The 16,200-nt window shown below is 40.4% G+C and carries 15 protein-coding genes and 2 pseudogenes; 9 read left to right on the top strand and 8 right to left on the bottom strand.

All coding sequences use genetic code 11. The annotated features are described in order from the left end of the window. Nucleotides 1-603 precede the first annotated feature (603 nt). On the bottom strand, nt 604-906 hold the full coding sequence (locus tag NSP_RS17030) for an acylphosphatase (RefSeq protein ID WP_006195028.1): 303 nt from the start codon (nt 904-906) through the stop codon (nt 604-606). Nucleotides 907-1,119: 213 nt separating this feature from the next. On the opposite strand from NSP_RS17030, the gene NSP_RS17035 reads away from it, so the two are divergent. The 3 genes from NSP_RS17035 to NSP_RS17045 all read left to right on the top strand — a co-directional run bounded on the left by NSP_RS17035 (nt 1,120) and on the right by NSP_RS17045 (nt 4,422). After that, complete coding sequence (locus NSP_RS17035) at nt 1,120-1,497, top strand: DUF1823 family protein (protein WP_006195029.1); 378 nt, start codon at nt 1,120-1,122, stop codon at nt 1,495-1,497. Nucleotides 1,498-1,602: 105 nt separating this feature from the next. Then, on the top strand, nt 1,603-3,186 hold the full coding sequence (locus tag NSP_RS17040; RefSeq protein ID WP_006195030.1) for an alpha-amylase family glycosyl hydrolase: 1,584 nt from the start codon (nt 1,603-1,605) through the stop codon (nt 3,184-3,186). A 192-nt stretch (nt 3,187-3,378) separates the two neighbouring features. Continuing rightward, nucleotides 3,379-4,422: a 3-deoxy-7-phosphoheptulonate synthase gene (locus NSP_RS17045; protein WP_006195031.1), complete on the top strand. Its 1,044-nt coding sequence runs from the start codon at nt 3,379-3,381 to the stop codon at nt 4,420-4,422. Nucleotides 4,423-4,621: 199 nt separating this feature from the next. Here the strand turns inward: NSP_RS17045 and NSP_RS17050 are convergent, their stop codons facing one another. Further along, nucleotides 4,622-6,532: an ATP-binding protein gene (locus NSP_RS17050; protein WP_006195032.1), complete on the bottom strand. Its 1,911-nt coding sequence runs from the start codon at nt 6,530-6,532 to the stop codon at nt 4,622-4,624. 407 nt (nt 6,533-6,939) lie between these two features. On the opposite strand from NSP_RS17050, the gene NSP_RS17055 reads away from it, so the two are divergent. From NSP_RS17055 to aroF, 4 genes are all read left to right on the top strand, one after another. Further along, the gene (locus tag NSP_RS17055) at nt 6,940-7,143 is read left to right on the top strand and encodes a hypothetical protein (RefSeq protein WP_042201801.1); all 204 of its coding nucleotides are present in this window, start codon (nt 6,940-6,942) and stop codon (nt 7,141-7,143) included. Nucleotides 7,144-7,471: 328 nt separating this feature from the next. After that, the gene (rpsO, locus tag NSP_RS17060; protein ID WP_006195034.1) at nt 7,472-7,741 is read left to right on the top strand and encodes a 30S ribosomal protein S15; all 270 of its coding nucleotides are present in this window, start codon (nt 7,472-7,474) and stop codon (nt 7,739-7,741) included. 12 nt (nt 7,742-7,753) lie between these two features. Further along, on the top strand, nt 7,754-8,221 hold the full coding sequence (locus tag NSP_RS17065) for a PAM68 family protein (protein ID WP_006195035.1): 468 nt from the start codon (nt 7,754-7,756) through the stop codon (nt 8,219-8,221). A 285-nt stretch (nt 8,222-8,506) separates the two neighbouring features. Further along, the gene (gene aroF, locus NSP_RS17070) at nt 8,507-9,571 is read left to right on the top strand and encodes a 3-deoxy-7-phosphoheptulonate synthase (protein ID WP_006195036.1); all 1,065 of its coding nucleotides are present in this window, start codon (nt 8,507-8,509) and stop codon (nt 9,569-9,571) included. Nucleotides 9,572-9,671: 100 nt separating this feature from the next. Here aroF and NSP_RS17075 read toward each other — a convergent pair. The 4 genes and pseudogenes from NSP_RS17075 to NSP_RS27020 all read right to left on the bottom strand — a co-directional run bounded on the left by NSP_RS17075 (nt 9,672) and on the right by NSP_RS27020 (nt 11,675). Next, a pseudogene (locus tag NSP_RS17075) lies at nt 9,672-10,551 on the bottom strand (hypothetical protein). A 69-nt stretch (nt 10,552-10,620) separates the two neighbouring features. Further along, nucleotides 10,621-11,208 (bottom strand): DUF1517 domain-containing protein, encoded by a 588-nt coding sequence (locus tag NSP_RS17080; RefSeq protein ID WP_042201796.1) that lies wholly within the window; start codon nt 11,206-11,208, stop codon nt 10,621-10,623. 231 nt (nt 11,209-11,439) lie between these two features. Next, nucleotides 11,440-11,550, bottom strand: a pseudogene (locus tag NSP_RS24850) (pentapeptide repeat-containing protein); the annotation flags it as partial. Then, entirely contained in the window at nt 11,529-11,675 is a 147-nt protein-coding gene (locus NSP_RS27020; protein WP_198138094.1) for a hypothetical protein, read from the bottom strand. The gene NSP_RS27020 and the pseudogene NSP_RS24850, both read right to left, overlap by 22 nt. A gap of 8 nt (nt 11,676-11,683) precedes the next feature. On the opposite strand from NSP_RS27020, the gene NSP_RS17085 reads away from it, so the two are divergent. Further along, nucleotides 11,684-12,523: a prephenate/arogenate dehydrogenase gene (locus tag NSP_RS17085; RefSeq protein WP_006195039.1), complete on the top strand. Its 840-nt coding sequence runs from the start codon at nt 11,684-11,686 to the stop codon at nt 12,521-12,523. Nucleotides 12,524-12,585: 62 nt separating this feature from the next. Beyond that, nucleotides 12,586-13,173 (top strand): Uma2 family endonuclease, encoded by a 588-nt coding sequence (locus NSP_RS17090; protein ID WP_006195040.1) that lies wholly within the window; start codon nt 12,586-12,588, stop codon nt 13,171-13,173. 319 nt (nt 13,174-13,492) lie between these two features. Here the strand turns inward: NSP_RS17090 and NSP_RS17095 are convergent, their stop codons facing one another. Further along, complete coding sequence (locus NSP_RS17095) at nt 13,493-14,677, bottom strand: hypothetical protein (RefSeq protein WP_006195041.1); 1,185 nt, start codon at nt 14,675-14,677, stop codon at nt 13,493-13,495. Between the two features lie 980 nt (nt 14,678-15,657). After that, entirely contained in the window at nt 15,658-16,152 is a 495-nt protein-coding gene (locus NSP_RS17100; protein WP_006195042.1) for a DUF2243 domain-containing protein, read from the bottom strand. Nucleotides 16,153-16,200: the final 48 nt, after the last annotated feature.

A 16,200-nucleotide genomic window follows, 5' to 3' on the forward strand; every position in this document is an offset into this window, starting at 1 on the left:
GGTCTCTGATTAGGAGAAGTAAGAATGACGATTTAGATACAACAATACAAAAAAGCTAATTTTTAACTCAATTCCAAGGAAACTTTTTTAATAGTAATTTACGTAGGTGCTTGAGGTATTTGCTAACTTATGTAAACGATATTAACAATTTCGTTACAAAATGTCAACATAATTTACAAAAAAGTTAGAAAGCTTCGAGACAAGCCGACTATAACAAGCTGGGAGAGGCGGGAAACTGGGAAAAAATTATAGGTTCGGCTGTGTTGGTATAGCGTTGACTAATCTGCAAAAGATACCGATTTATCTGTGTTTATCTGTGTCCATCTGTGGTCGAATAATTGTTGTAGTACCTATTGAGGTAGGAATCGCTATAGTTGGCTAGTAACACCATTTGAACTATGCACACGATTTTTGATGATGTCAAAACACCTGTAGAGACGTTCCCCGGAAAGTCTCTACACCTAAATTGATCCGGGAGCAACACCTATTTTTTGAAACATATTAAACTTTTTCCCCGTTAAACAAACCTTCGACTTTTGTATTCGGATGGTTTTTGTGGTTCAATAGCAGATCAGCGATCGCTTGTTGTCTTGTCCAAGAGGGCTACTCAACGCGCCTGACTTCAAACCCCCGTAAACCTTCAGGCTTTTCATACTCAACGACAACATCTTTCACCACCGCAGCAGGTGGGCCAGTATGACACCAGCGAACCATATCTTCCACAACCATCCGCGACCCTTCAAAAACTGCCTCCACACGGTCATCCGGGAGATTCCGCACCCAACCAGTTAAACCCAACTGGCTAGCTGTATCGACAGTCGCATAACGATAGCCTACCCCTTGTACTCGACCGGAAATAAATACATGGGCGCGGACTATCTTGGGCAGTGATGTAGGATTCTGCATAGACCAGTCAATACTTTACGATTTCCAGTCTACCTGTTTTGTGGATGCACAAGCGAATTTTTCATGAAAACACCTGTGGTTTTGGCGGATAACTTTTTCAATCGGTGTAGAAAGGGATAAAATCATCTTTATTGTAGGACTTACCTGGATAGAGTCCTAAGTTTTGCCAGAATCATATTTTTTTAACCGTAAATTGTCAACTTTTAATCGCTTATGTCTAACTTACCACCACTGAATACAGAAACAATTTGGGCAATTCTTAATGATAAAATTGATGATGCCATAGTTAATCAATTAGTATGGCACTATTTAGGCTATCGCTATGACTCTTCAACTGATAAATGGAATAATAGCGAAGTTTCATCAGAATGGCGAGATGAGTACCCAGAACCACCTAATTTTCTTGATAGTCGCCCAGCCACAGTCAAATTAACTCGTTCTATTCCTAAAGAAAATAAACAAATAGCAAAAGAAAAATTGGGTTTCAAAGGTTACAAAATTGGTGAGTTTAGTCCACGAGAGACTCGTAGAGCCACAGCCGCAAATTGGTTATTAAGTTATTTGCAAGAAACTACTGGCAAAATTGAATAAATTTACTAGGGAAAAGAAAAAGTAATTTTAAATTGATTTTAAAGAGATTTTAAATATTTATTCCCAAATAACAAAGGAGCCGCATTAATTGGGTCATTTTCTGATTTGCAAGAAATACCCGTTAAAAAAGGCGAAGATGGCTATTTTCCGACAACTGTTGCACTAGACGATGGCATCTATGAATATAAATTCCGGGTTCAGTCAAATTCATGGTTTTTTGAACCAGAACAATGGGTTGATGTGATAGATCCTTACGCCACAGATATTAATGGCGCAAGTGGGAAAGATAACGGTATTTTCAGAGTAAAAGATGGCGCAATAATTGTTGATACTTACGTTTGGAAACATGATGATAAACCTCTACCTGCTGACCATGAATTAGTAATTTATGAATTACACGTTGGTGATTTTTCTGGTGGTGAAGATGACCGATACGCGCGAGGAAAATATAAACACGTCATTGAAAAGTTAGATTATTTGTGTGAATTAGGAATTAACGCCATTGAGTTAATGCCAATCAAAGAATATCCCGGAAATTATAGCTGGGGTTATAATCCTTGTTATTTCTTTGCTACCGAATCTAGTTATGGTTCTACTGTTGAGTTAAAGCAGTTAATTGATGAATGTCACAGTAGAGGCATTCGGGTAATTATGGATGGTATATATAACCACTCAGAAGCTTCCAGTCCATTAACTCAAATTGATCATGATTATTGGTATCATCATTCTCCCCGTGACCCTGATAATAACTGGGGACCTGAGTTTAATTACGAACATTACGACGAAAATTTAGAAATTTACCCAGCCCGAAAGTTTATTGGTGATACAATTCGTTTTTGGATTACAGAATATCATATAGATGGTATTCGCTATGATGCAGCCAGACAGATTGCTAACTATGATTTCATCCATTGGATTGTTCAAGAAGCCAAAAATACTGCTGGTACTAGGACTTTTTATAACATTGCCGAACACATACCAGAAACTACCAGTATTACTAATGTAGATGGTCCAATGGATGGTTGTTGGCACGACAGCTTCCGTCATACAATTACGGTGCATATTTGTGGTGACACTTTTGATATAGAAAGCCTCAAAGATGTCATTGATGGTAAACGTCAAGGTTTTATGGCTACAACCAATGTGGTTAATTATTTAACTAACCACGACCATGAACGGACTATGCGAGAACTGGCTAATCGGCAGATTTTTGAAGAAGAAGGCTTTGACAGAGCTAAATTAGCAGCAGCTATTCTCATGACATCTGTTGGTGTACCTTTAATTTGGATGGGAGAAGAGTTTGGCGAATACAGACCCAAACAACCTGAATCATCTAAAATCGAATGGTCTCTACTAGCTAACGATCTCAATCATCACTTATTTGAATACTACAAGGGGTTGATTCATCTGCGTAAAAATAGTCACGCCCTCTACACAGAAAATATTGATTTTATTCACGAAAACCTAGAAGCCAAGGTTCTAGCTTATAGTCGCTGGAACGAAGAAGGTTCTCGTGTCGTTGTTGTAGCCAATTTCTCAGGAAACTTCCTCAGTAGCTATCACATTCCTAATTTCCCCTGTGGTGGTACATGGCACGAATGGACAGGCAATTATCAGGTTGAGGCTGGGGATGATGGTATGATTACTGACTTAGGACCATACGAAGCCAAAGTGTTTGTATGGCAATGATCAAGTCTATATAATACATAAAAGGGGGTATCTTGTCCGCTTTTTAAGTTATGAAAACAAAACAATTCTAGATCCGCAGTGATTTCGATTTTTAAAATTTAAAAATCTATAAGTTCGTGTTGTACTTTTGATTTAGAATAATATATTAACTTCGTTCCTCAATGGAATAGCAAAAATCACTAATTCGGCTCTATGCACAATAAATTATTTAATACTAACATCAAGAATTCTCACGTATTATTAACGCCCAATGAAGTAAAATCAAAATTACCTTTAACTAAATCGGCTGAACATACTGTTTTGCAGCATAGACAGGAAATAAAAAATATCCTAGATTTTCAGGACAGCAGAAAATTTATTGTAGTTGGACCATGCTCAATTCATGATACACAAGCAGCGCTGGAATATTCCCAGAGATTGAAACTTCTGTCTGAAAGAGTCAAGGATAAACTGCTGCTGATTATGAGGGTGTACTTTGAAAAACCCAGAACCACTGTAGGATGGAAAGGACTAATTAATGATCCAGATATGGATGATTCTTTCCATGTAGAAAAAGGTTTATTAACTGCACGTAGCCTACTGATAAAAATAGCAGAGTTGGGTTTACCTGCTGGTACGGAAGCACTAGATCCGATTATACCTCAATATATTAGTGAATTGATTACATGGTCTGCCATTGGCGCACGCACTACGGAATCACAAACTCATCGCGAAATGGCCAGTGGTCTTTCCATGCCTGTAGGATTTAAAAATGGTACTGATGGTAATATTCAAGTAGCTTTAAATGCTTTACAGTCAGCTAAAAGTTCTCATAATTTCCTGGGTATTAATCACAAGGGACAAGTAAGTGTGTTTGAAACTAAGGGAAATCCCTATGGTCACGTTATCTTACGCGGTGGTAGTCAGCCTAACTTTGAAGCAGCAAATGTCCAACTGGTAGAAGAAAAACTAAAAGAGGCTAATTTACCACCCAGAATTGTGATCGACTGTAGCCACGGAAATACCAATAAAGATTATAAACGACAACCTAGTGTATTAGAAAATGTCATTCAACAAATAGTTGATGGGAATACATCCATAGTGGGTTTAATGCTGGAATCAAACTTGTATGAAGGTAATCAACCGATGACTGGTAAGCGAGAAGAATTAAAGTATGGTGTTTCTGTAACCGATAAATGTATTAGTTGGGATGAAACCGAAAAAATTATTTTGGCTGCTTACCAACAACTTCATTAGTTCGTAGTCAGGACTAAAGTCCTGATATCGAGTCTGGTGAATTACCTATGATTAGTACAATAACACCCCACCCCTAGCCCCTCCGGTGCAAGCGAGGAGGGGAACTGGATTTATGGTTAAATTCTGTTTTTAGCACTGAAAACTCGCTCTAGGCCAATTTGTGTGTACACTGTAGGCAAGCGAGGAGGGGAGATAAAGCTTAAATTGTGCCAATTTCTTTTAAATACACCCTACTAAATGGTTCATTTTCTCCCAAGGTGTAGTCTTCAATTAAGCCACGACGACGGATAGAAATGTCGTTTTCTTTCTTAATCACCACCTTAGAATCATCGAAGACATCCCGCGCTAACATCATCTCTGTTTCTGTGGGATTATTTAAAACTACTATGTTACTTCCCTGGTAAAACATCCCCTCGTCTTCTAAGATGAATTCTTCATACTCGGTAATTAATAAATCAAGTTTGGGATTACGCAGCAAAGTTTGGACGTTACTATTGTAATCGTTGCATAATGCTTTTTGTGACCGATTTACAAACACTGCATCATGACAAACAGCACCTATTGTCCAGTCAGGATGTTGTGAGAGAATGTGGTCAATTGTTGCTTGCAATTCCTCAACTGAAATTTGATTAAAGGTGATAATGGGTATCCGGGAATCTACCCCAGACTCAAAAAAGGTTTCTAATATCCGGGAAGGGACATCAACACTTTCTCCAATAGCAGGATTAAGATGCATCAAAATTCCTGGTGCGGCGTTGATTTCCAGAATGGCGAAGTTACTATTTGTCTTCCAAGATTCTGAGAGATTTTCGGCAATGACATCAACACCCAGACAAGTTAGCCGGAAGTGTTGGGCAATGTCTTGGGCTAAGATAATATTATCATCATGAATTGTGGATGTAGCATCAATGCTAATGCCTCCAGCTGAAAGATTGGCTACTTTGCGAAGATAAACAGTGCGTCCTTTTTTAATCACGCTGTCCAAGGAAAAACCTTGTTCCTCTAGGTAGATTTCCATTGCTTCGTCACACTGGATTTTAGACATGGGTGAGGTGGGTGTATCCAAGCGTGCTGGTTGACGATTTTCTGCGCGGATTAACTCTGCAATAGTTGAGTAACCATCACCTGTAACTGATGCGGGACGGCGTTCTATGGCGGCGACAAATTTACCGTTAACACACAATAAGCGAAAGTCTGTTCCCGAAATGCTTTTTTCGACAATTATCCGGGTTGGCTGGTCTTCGGGAATTGCTGCTAATGCACTAGTATACGCAGATATTAATTCTCTGGAATTTTTAACCCCAGCTGTCACGCCAATTCCTTTGTGACCAACTACAGGTTTAACTGCTACTGGGTAACGAATTTCTTTTGCTACCTCGAAGGCTTCTTTTTCGGAAAATACAATATCACCGAATGGGATTGGTAAACCCAAGGTTTGCATAAATATTTTGCATTCATCTTTGCGGGTGGTGAAATCTGAGTCTAGATGGCTATCGCAATCAAAGGTTGTGGCTATACCGCGAACCTGTTTTTTACCGTAGCCATATTGCATGAGGGCTTCTGACCACAGATAAAAGGTGGGAATCCCTTTTTCGTAAGCTGTTCGCAAGAGGGCGTAAACGGTGGGACCGCCGTAAACAGATTGGCGGAATCGTTTCTGAAGGGTTAACAGTTCGTTATCAAAGAAGAAATTTTTGTCTTGGTTGATGGCTTCAAACCAATCCCAGACAAAGTAAATTACTGCTCTGGTGGTGCGTTCATGCAATGATTGGATGCTAATCCGCGTGTAATCTGCATATGGTTTGACACTCCAACCGTTGAGGTGTAAACCCATGTCTAGCTTACCTACTTCGGAGGCAACTCTGGCAAACAGATGAGCGTGGGATGCATAGGTTTCTTGGCTGAGATGCCGATAGCGATCGCCTATGTTGGAGATATAATCTTCAATGGGTAGCGGCTGTGTAGACTCAATGAGAGCAAAATCAAATACTAGCGCCCCTGTATCCAAATATGGGTTAGGTCCAACGTAATGCTTTAAATTAAAAATATCGAATACATCAGTTTTCCTAGCATTAATGCGGACTAAACCCCTGATTTTCTGTTGAACCATTGATAATAAACCTTCAGCTAAACGCCCTGAATCTGTAATTTAATTTTTGTTATTTAGATTTATGGATTGTAGTCGAGTTTAGATGACTATTTGTCAATTATGTAGGTTTTATTTTTTTATAAAATATTATACTGGCATATTATACACCTTACTGCTATGCATTTTCAACCACCTCACAGCATAACTTAAGCCCCATTACTCATAAAGTTAAGTAATATCAGTGATTAAACTCCATAAATCAGCAAAGATATAACTTTTGAAAGATGAAATGGACTCCCAAAGTTTATATAATTTCAGAAAGACATCTGTATGGTGAAAAATTATGTAAAGATGTTGCATACAAAGTCTTTACAAGGATTTTTCAATTCCGTCGATGTCTAAAACAGATTTCCAGGAGACAGCAACGTATGAATAGCACACAAGCTGCTCTTAGAGATGAGGTTCGTGAACTTGCAGAAGAAGCTTTTCACCGCAAGCTAATTTCTGGTCATGGAGATGGCCCAGACATCAATGAGTATCAAATTGTTTACCAGGGTAAGCCCAGGCACGTCCCACTGGAACAAGCTCCTTTGTTTTTAACGAACTTGCTTTATAGGAGCCAAATTCGTTAAACTTTTTTTATTCTCAGGTGTGGCTGAAAACATCCAATTGCCCTGAGCCTGAATGATTACGAAAAAGTGTCAATTTGGCCAGGTGACTGTGGGAAGTTGCTGTGTTGGGTATGGTATTTTACCTGCTTTGTAATGTCGCCCAGATCTCAGGTACAGATCCCCAAGGTTTTTGCATAATCAGACAATTTCATCAGGAATCGGTTCTAGACTATATCTGACTATACTAGACTTTATTTTGTTTAAAGTTTTATCATACCTGCAAATTGAGGGCTGTGATATCATAGGAGACTGCTGCATACATTTAAAATAAATAGAAAGTGAATCGATTATGGCTCTGACGCAACAGCGCAAACAAGAAATAATGTCGAACTATCAAGTTCACGAAACCGATACTGGATCTGCCGAAGTTCAAGTAGCCATGCTGTCCGACCGCATTAGTCGCCTCAGCTTACATCTCCAAGGCAATAAAAAAGACCATTCTTCCCGCCGAGGATTGTTGAAGATGATTGGTCAGCGCAAGCGTCTTCTTTCCTATATTAATCAAGGCAGTCGGGAGAAATATCAAGCTTTAATTGCTCGTCTGGGTATTCGTGGATAGGAAATATCGCTTATGTCTGTTGAAGAATCTGAGCGCAGCTTACCTTTTGAACCAAAAACAAAGCGCCAAAAACCCCCTAAAGCTTTAAGCAAACCACAAGCAAAGCCGAAAACCTCGGAAAAACAGGCTAGTAAGCAGCCACCTTTGAATAAAGAAGAGATGGCAATTCCCCAAGTTGTGAGCCAAAGGATGATCCGGCGAGTGGCTGGATTCTGTGGTATACCAACAGCTTTGGGTATTACCACCCTAGTAGTCAGCTATTTACTGGCTATGTATTCCGAAATCCAATTACCTCCCATTGCCGTTTTATTGGTGAATATGGGATTGTTTGGTATAGGAGTTCTGGGGATAACTTATGGTGTTCTCTCAGCCTCATGGGATGAAGAAAGAGCCGGAAGCCTATTGGGTTTGGGTGAATTTAGTACCAATTGGGGTCGAATGGTGGAAGTTTGGCGCGAAACTCGGCAAAAAAAAGTATGATGGTTGGCGCTCAGATACCAGACTAAATGCGGTATTGGGTAAATTTTCTTTGTAAATGTTGAAGTTGAGATTTCCTAACTTCAACATTACTAAATAAAAATTTATGTTGTTGGATTAAATCTCATACTCAGCCGCGAAACTACTGAGCGCCCTATCTTTTGCCATCATAAAAATTTCCATTTTGAGTTACTAACTATTTCAACTAACTTTAAATTAAATAAAAGCAACAAGATCAAGTGGCTCCGACTTGTTTGAGGTTTAAGTCAACTAATCAGGTAATTTAATATGATTGTAGTCATGAAAAGCGGTTCCCCAGAAATGGAAATCAACCGCATTAGCGAGGAACTAACTAGCTGGGGACTAACACCAGAAAAAATTATCGGTCAAAACAAGGTTGTAATTGGTCTAGTAGGTGAAACAGCCAGCTTAGACCCGTTACAAATTCAGGAAGTCAGCCCCTGGATTGAGCAAGTATTGCGGGTAGAGTTACCATACAAACGGGCTAGCCGCCAGTTTCGCCACGGGGAAGCCTCTGAGGTGATTGTTAACACTCCCAATGGAGATATTGTATTTGGCGAACACCATCCCTTAGTAGTTGTGGCTGGCCCCTGCTCAGTAGAAAATGAAGAGATGATTGTAGAAACGGCACAGCGCGTTAAAGCCTCAGGAGCTAAGTTTTTACGTGGTGGCGCATACAAGCCCCGCACTTCACCTTATGCCTTCCAAGGTCATGGCGAGAGTGCTTTAGAATTATTAGCAAAGGCGCGGGAAGTGAGTGGTTTGGGCATTATTACAGAAGTAATGGATACTGCCGAACTGGATATAATTGCTGAGGTGGCTGATGTCATCCAGGTGGGAGCAAGGAATATGCAAAATTTTTCTTTGCTGAAAAAAGTGGGCGCGCAACCAAAACCAATTCTTTTAAAGCGGGGAATGGCTGCTACTATTGAAGATTGGTTGATGGCGGCTGAGTATATTTTGGCGGCGGGAAACCCGAATGTGATTTTATGTGAGCGAGGAATCCGTACTTTTGACCGGCAACACACTCGGAATACTTTAGATTTATCAGTAGTGCCGGTATTGCGGAAGCTAACTCACCTACCCATAATGATTGACCCCAGTCATGGCACAGGCTGGTCTGAATTTGTGCCGGCTATGGCTATGGCGGCGATCGCAGCTGGAACTGATTCCCTGATGATTGAGGTTCACCCCAACCCCGCCAAAGCGTTATCTGATGGACCGCAATCTCTGACACCAGAACGTTTTGATTACTTAATGCAAGAATTAGCCGTGATTGGTAACGCGGTGGGACGTTGGCCGCAACCAGTAATTGCTGTAACTAATTCGTAATTTGTAATTTTTGCAGCACACTTTGCACTTAGGCATCTGCTGATAAAAAAGTAGAGACGTTCCATGCAACGTCTCTACAAGAGTTTACCGAAGAGGCATATTAACGCCTTCTGCCGCCTGAGCGACTGCGACTGCCTGAAGAACGTCCACCCGAACCAAAACCACTACCAGTTTTACGTGTGGTGGAACCGGAATTGTTAGAAGGTTTTAAGTTACTACCACCAAAACCGGAACCAGTGGGGCGATTACCTGTATTGCTACTGGGTGTACTGCGTACAGTTGAACTACCAGGAGATGATCTTCTAATGTTCCCTGTAGTGCGGAAAGTTGTCCGATTGCGCTCAACTGCTGGTGGTGCATTGTAGCGAGTTTGATAGCTACTAACCGCTTGATTATAGGTGGGGCCAGAACCACCGTAGCCAGTTAGCACTCCTCCAGATTGATAAGCAGGCGGTACATAATATTGGGGTCTAAATAATGCATTACCGATGACCTGACCCGCGATGTTACCAGCTACAGCCCCGGCGAAGGGGGCCCAAAAGTTACTTTCTCGTCGCACTACGACTGTTTCTTGTTGTCCCGTTTGGGGATTGGTTTGTGTTTCGGTGACGTTGTGGACGTATTCAATTTTAAAGTCTTCTGTCATAAACAAGGCGGGTTGTCCATTTTCCACCTTCAAATAAGTCTTTTTTCCCTCCTTGATTTCTTCTTCGGTTAGCCGTGCCATTTGCAAATTTTCAGTTTTAAAGGTTGGGGGTGTACTGTTGAGTAAAAACAGTGTATATTCCCCAGTTCCATCGTCAAAACTAGCTTGCTGCACCTGATATTGACCATCACTGAGCTTGGTAGCTGTAGAGGTGCGGCTAACATTTCTAGTTTGAGAAACCGTTTCGTTAGAACTCCCACAGCTTACAGTTGTTAAGCACAAAGTCAGTGACTAAAAAAATAACTGTAAATTTCCGAAATACTGTCATGAGCATTTTACTATTTCCTATTTTTCAGCTTAACAAGCTTCAATGGGGGTGGTAATGTAGAGAGTACCCAACAACTTACAAAGGAATTAATTCTGGGTAATATTGCATGAGCTGATCATTCGTCAGTTCATCACCTAGCTGGGCTGGTGAGAAATGTACCTGAATAGCTCGCAATTTTTCTTTGTAGTGCAAATTGATTAAAGCTTTTAAAGCATCCTTTAAGGCTGGGATGTTGGACAGGTCTGTTTCTAAATCGGGAACTTCACCTTCATAAGCTACGGTGAGCATGACAATGACGTTACGGGTTACAGGTATGGAAAATGATTCATTTCCAGATGCGGAACTGTCATCAAATCCTGCACCGTAGCGTTCGCCAGAGTCGCTAAATAATTCATTGACGTAATCTCCCGCTTCGCCTTCATCCCAGAAGACTTCACCTTCATTGGAGGCTGAAAGCCAGGCTTCATCGTATCGCAATAGGGTTTCGCAAATTTCTACTAATCCTTGTCCTAAATCTTGCAGATCACCATCAGCTGCGATCGCCTCCCGTGCTGTACTATTTAATACTCCTAAGATAGGTGCGACATCAGACCCTGCTAAATGCAAAAACAAGCGACAAACCACATAGCGAGTCCTACCCATCATCTTATTAAACGCTCGCATTTGCTTCCTCCATAATTTTAACTAATACACTGCAAAATCATATCTCTCCTATTGACTGATATAGTGAAAGCTGTTAATAAAATCCACAACTGTATTTAAATCAGGAGATATCAATGTCGCAGAGTCACTGGATATGTTAGCAGGACTTATGCAAAAACCCTCTCAAACCCTTATTCCTCTGTGTCCTCTGCGTCTGGTGTGGTATGCCTCCGGCACGCTCCGCGAACGTTATTCCGTAATTTGTGCGTAAGTCCTATTTGTTAAATTTGCATTACTCAAGTTAGCACCAATTAAACTAGCCCCATTCAATTCTGCCCCACTTAAATCGACCCAACGAAGATTCCATTTAAATCAGCCCAGATGACTCTTGCTGCATATTGTTCTAGCAATTCTTCTATAGTTATGAATGCTACCTCTGGGATACCAACGATGAAAGTTGGTAAAGTATGCAGAAAATACGTAGTCAAAATCAAAAATGAAAATTGGTATTTTGGGACTGGGACTGATCGGGGGTTCTTTGGGTTATGATTTGCGATCGCTGGGGCATCATGTTTTGGGTGTCAGTCGCCGGGAATCTACCTGTTATAGAGCGATCGCTCTAGGTAGCGTTGATCAAGCATCTGTTGACATGAGCCTGTTAGCAGCCGCAGAGGTTGTTTTTATTTGTACACCTATTGCATTTATTGTTCCACAATTCCAGCAACTGATTGATCATTTGCCTGTAACTACGGTGATCACCGATGTTGGTTCAGTTAAAACATCCATAGTCCAGGCGATCGCTCCTCTGTGGGAGAATTTCATCGGTGGTCATCCGATGGCCGGAACGGCAGATAGTGGCATAGAAGCCGCACAACGAAATTTATTTGTGGGTAAACCCTATGTTCTCACACCAGATGCTACAACACCAAGAACAGCCATTGCAGTTGTAGAAGAAATTGTGCGATCGCTTGGGGCTAATCTCTATTATTGCCACCCAGAGCAACATGATCGAGCTGTGAGTTTAATTTCCCACTTACCTGTAATGGTCAGTGCGGCCTTGATTACAGCTTGCATGGCCGAAACTGATGACCAAGTTCTGCAATTAGCCCAAAATTTAGCCAGTTCTGGTTTTCGGGATACCAGTCGTGTCGGTGGTGGTAATCCCGAATTAGGGGTAATGATGGCGCAGTATAACCGCCAAGCATTGCTGAATTCATTACAACAATACCGCCAAAACCTTGATGAATTAACTAATTTAATTGAGCAAGAAGATTGGGCAGCTTTAGAATTAAAGTTACAGTCAAACGGGAAAGCACGAACAAAATTTGTTAAGTAATCTTAAGGTGCGTTACGCTATTGTTAACGCACCAAGTTAACACATTACATGGGTGAATTAATATGGTTTTACAAACAGAAAATCGCTATTACACTCCCGCAGAATATTTGGCATTAGAAGAGCAAGCTGAGTACAAAAATGAATATCGAAATGGAGCAATTATACCGATGACAGGCGGAACAACTAACCACAATAAAATTGCAGGTAATTTTTATAAAAAATTTCCTTTAACAATTGCAGAGCAAGATTACGAAATCTACATTGGTGATGTCAAATTATGGATACCTCAATATCGTATCTATACATATCCTGATATTATGGTTGTTAAAGGTCAGCCTATATATCAAGGAACTGGAACAACAACTATTACCAACCCCTTATTAATAGTTGAAGTCCTATCAAATTCCACTAAAAATTATGATAAAACAGATAAGTTTAAATATTATCGTTCTCTAGCTGGATTTCAAGAATATATTATGATTGACCAGTATAGTTTTGCAGTTGAGCAATTTGTTAAACAGACAGCAGGGCAATGGCTTTTTAAAGAGTATGAAGGAGAAAATGCAGTTTTAGTAATGGATGCTCTTGACTTTCAAATTGCTTTAAGTGAGATTTATCACCGCGTCAATGTTGAATTAAATGAAGAATAAAATAGTGGGCGAAAGAAAAGGGATAGAATCAAGGCGATCGCTATCAGGGGTATAACGGTATGCACTTCAATGAAGTACATCATAAAACCCAACAAATGGGTTGAGTTGCGCTGTCGTTTAACCCAAGCTACAAAAAATGGCTAAGGTATTGTTTGTGGAAAGCATTATTTGCACTAGATATGGGATTTAGCCTACTGGCCTGGCAAGGCTAAAATGTTGCATCATAACTTTCTTGTGGAACAGGCAAGATGCCCACTCTACAAAAGTTTTGTCTATTGCACTATTTTAAGCTTGCCACGCCACTACTTTTAGCTAGAAACTACATACCACTCATATCATATTGATAATTTTCGTTTGTTAAGAACTCAGAATTTGAATAACCTTCCTTGCTCGTGGTAGTTGATATCATATCAGGATGGTTTAAAAAACTCTTGACATCATCACCGACTCCTGAAACACCAGTTTCCAGGGATGTCAGATCCTCAACGATATCGAAAGACCAATCCTCGTTACCAATATATGCTTTGCCATCATCACTAGCCTCAATCCGATTACCAAGTAAACTACCATCATTAATGTTGGTAGTGTTGGTATTACCAAGAACATTGTTACTATTACCACTGAGCATATTGCTATTACCGTTAATAGTATTACCATCACCACTAGGCATATTGGCATTACCGTTGGCAGTATTATTATCACCTAATTGCCAGTTACCATTGCCATCACTGGTATTGCCACTACCAAACTCCCAGTTGCCATTACCGTTGGCAGTATTGTGATCACCAAACTGCCAGTTACCATTACCATCAGTAGTGTTGCCACTACCAAAATACCAATTGCCATTACCATCGGCAGTATTGTCGCTTCCGTAAAACCAGTTGCCATTACCACCGCCTGTGTTACTCTGGGTACTTGCACCAGGTTCACCAGATTCTAAATCTTTAAGATCGGATATCCAATTATCACTGCTGTAGGGTACAGTTAGACCTTCAGGAGCTTCTGGTAGAACGTTCTCATTTGTAGAAGAGGCAGGGGTGCTGCTACCCATAGGGAAGCTTCCTGCGAGGTCGTTACCACCTCCCAAGGGGTTGCTACCGGTATCAGAGGAGTTACTGCCATAGCCTAGAACTTCAATTAATTGACCGAAGGGGTTGTTATCATCAGGAGCTAAACTCCGCTCGTCCTCAGTCCGAGTGTAGTCGTAGGTGTACTGACCATCCTCACTGGTTGTAGACACATTTCCTCCATCCCCCCCCGTGAAAGGATTACCGCCAGCAAAGGGATTTTCTCCACTACTATCGCCCTCAGCACCAGCCAAGGGATTTTCTCCACTACTATCGCCGGAACTAATTCCACTAGTAATAGTATCGGGAATATAACCATCAGGGGGATTACCACTAGCGAAAGCATCAGCCACACTTAAATCGGCACCCTCATCAGATATCCATTGACCATCTGTATAGTACCAATTACCATTACCTTGGATATTATTTTCAGTCATCAGAACTATTCCTTACAATCGCTTACATAAATCCATCAGTTAAGTAGCCCAACCTAAAAAAACGTTAGATATAAAGTGCGTTAACAAGAATGTCCATAACACACCCTAAGAATGTTTTCTGTTTAATTAAGTTAGTCTACTTTTATCGATAACAGCAGAACAAAATGAAGGCGTTTTTTCTGTCACATTATGAAAAAGAATTATGCAAAAAAACAACAGTTTGTTTATGAGGTTCGAGTTACTTGGGTCTAATAAATAGTTTTGGTAACTCTCAATTCATCAAATCAATATACAAACCTGTTATTTTAATTATTATGCAAGCCTTAAAAAAGGATGCATAATACTTAACCATTAAAAATGTGCATTCACACACATAAAGCATGGGTGAGATTCAGAAATATAGGACTCCTATTTGATTTCTGTTGGCGTAGCCTGCGCTTTGCGCTTACAACTCAAAAAGCTGTTTCCCACGGACCACTCCCCCGGTTACTGAGCGCAGTCGAAGTAACTCCCCAGTCCCCACCTACGCAAGTAAGTTCAAAAATCAAAGCGCATTACTATACCACTTGAATATACTTACATTAAAAATAATAAGATATTTAACAAAAAGTTCAAATGAATAAAGTTTTGATTCCCTGGCTAATACTTCTGATTAAATAAAATTTAAACTCATTATACCTATGATTTATAATTTAGGTTAGAATATCTTACTCTTGAAATAAATTTTGATTGTTTTTGCTACTCCTGACATTTAGGGTGAGGATTGTGAGCGGGTGATAAAGATTGATTTAGTGTTGATTTTTTGTTATTCAAAAACAAATACTAGATGTATATAGGACTTACGTATAATTTACGTTTTATTGGCGTTCTACAGCCCTTGCGGGCATCGCGCACGCTACGCGAACGATAAATCAAGATTTTTGGCAATTATTGCGTAAGTCCTGACCATAAGCGAAATCAGAGCTTCATAGGTATTGTCCCTACATTCTTTGTTGGAGATGTCTATTTTGATGTTTTAGCATGATCCCACCGATGACAACCATGAGCAGACCGGACAGCAGAAATCCTAAATCCCAAACTAACTGATTTGGCCCTGGTTTTACATGGTGAATACCGAGAATTTGGTGGTCAATAAGTCCTTCAACGAAATTGAATAAACCTGCACCGATGAGCAAAGACCCCACAAAAGTATTTGTTGACCAAGGAACATCTGCACGACCTCCAGCGCGCCACAGTAACGCCACTCCTACCACGGTCATTACCCAGTCAAAGGCATGAAACAAGCCATCCCATACCATGTTCAAATCTATGTTTGAGACAGTTTTGAGCGGACAAACATTGCTTAACATATGATGCCATTGCAGAATTTGATGCAACAAAATACCATCAACGAAGCCTCCTAAACCCAGTCCCAGGAAAATGCCGGCAATAATCAAGGGCATAGAATTATAACCATTTTCACTATTTACCGCCATTCTCAACCTCACAGACAGAATTTTTACCACAATAGAATTTTTCTGCCA

It is taken from the genome of Nodularia spumigena CCY9414, assembly GCF_000340565.2.
Taxonomy (GTDB): domain Bacteria; phylum Cyanobacteriota; class Cyanobacteriia; order Cyanobacteriales; family Nostocaceae; genus Nodularia; species Nodularia spumigena.

Bases quoted from the DNA above. Each gene is read 5' to 3' on its own strand.
- NSP_RS17035 (WP_006195029.1), top strand. From the start codon at position 1,120: ATGTCTAACTTACCACCACTGAATACAGAAACAATTTGGGCAATTCTT.
- NSP_RS17095 (WP_006195041.1), bottom strand. From the start codon at position 14,677: ATGACTGAAAATAATATCCAAGGTAATGGTAATTGGTACTATACAGAT.
- NSP_RS17055 (WP_042201801.1), top strand. From the start codon at position 6,940: ATGAATAGCACACAAGCTGCTCTTAGAGATGAGGTTCGTGAACTTGCA.
- NSP_RS17050 (WP_006195032.1), bottom strand. From the start codon at position 6,532: ATGGTTCAACAGAAAATCAGGGGTTTAGTCCGCATTAATGCTAGGAAA.
- NSP_RS17080 (WP_042201796.1), bottom strand. From the start codon at position 11,208: ATGCGAGCGTTTAATAAGATGATGGGTAGGACTCGCTATGTGGTTTGT.
- NSP_RS17090 (WP_006195040.1), top strand. From the start codon at position 12,586: ATGGTTTTACAAACAGAAAATCGCTATTACACTCCCGCAGAATATTTG.
- NSP_RS17100 (WP_006195042.1), bottom strand. From the start codon at position 16,152: ATGGCGGTAAATAGTGAAAATGGTTATAATTCTATGCCCTTGATTATT.
- NSP_RS17045 (WP_006195031.1), top strand. From the start codon at position 3,379: ATGCACAATAAATTATTTAATACTAACATCAAGAATTCTCACGTATTA.
- NSP_RS17085 (WP_006195039.1), top strand. From the start codon at position 11,684: ATGAAAATTGGTATTTTGGGACTGGGACTGATCGGGGGTTCTTTGGGT.
- NSP_RS17030 (WP_006195028.1), bottom strand. From the start codon at position 906: ATGCAGAATCCTACATCACTGCCCAAGATAGTCCGCGCCCATGTATTT.
- NSP_RS17065 (WP_006195035.1), top strand. From the start codon at position 7,754: ATGTCTGTTGAAGAATCTGAGCGCAGCTTACCTTTTGAACCAAAAACA.
- rpsO (WP_006195034.1), top strand. From the start codon at position 7,472: ATGGCTCTGACGCAACAGCGCAAACAAGAAATAATGTCGAACTATCAA.
- aroF (WP_006195036.1), top strand. From the start codon at position 8,507: ATGATTGTAGTCATGAAAAGCGGTTCCCCAGAAATGGAAATCAACCGC.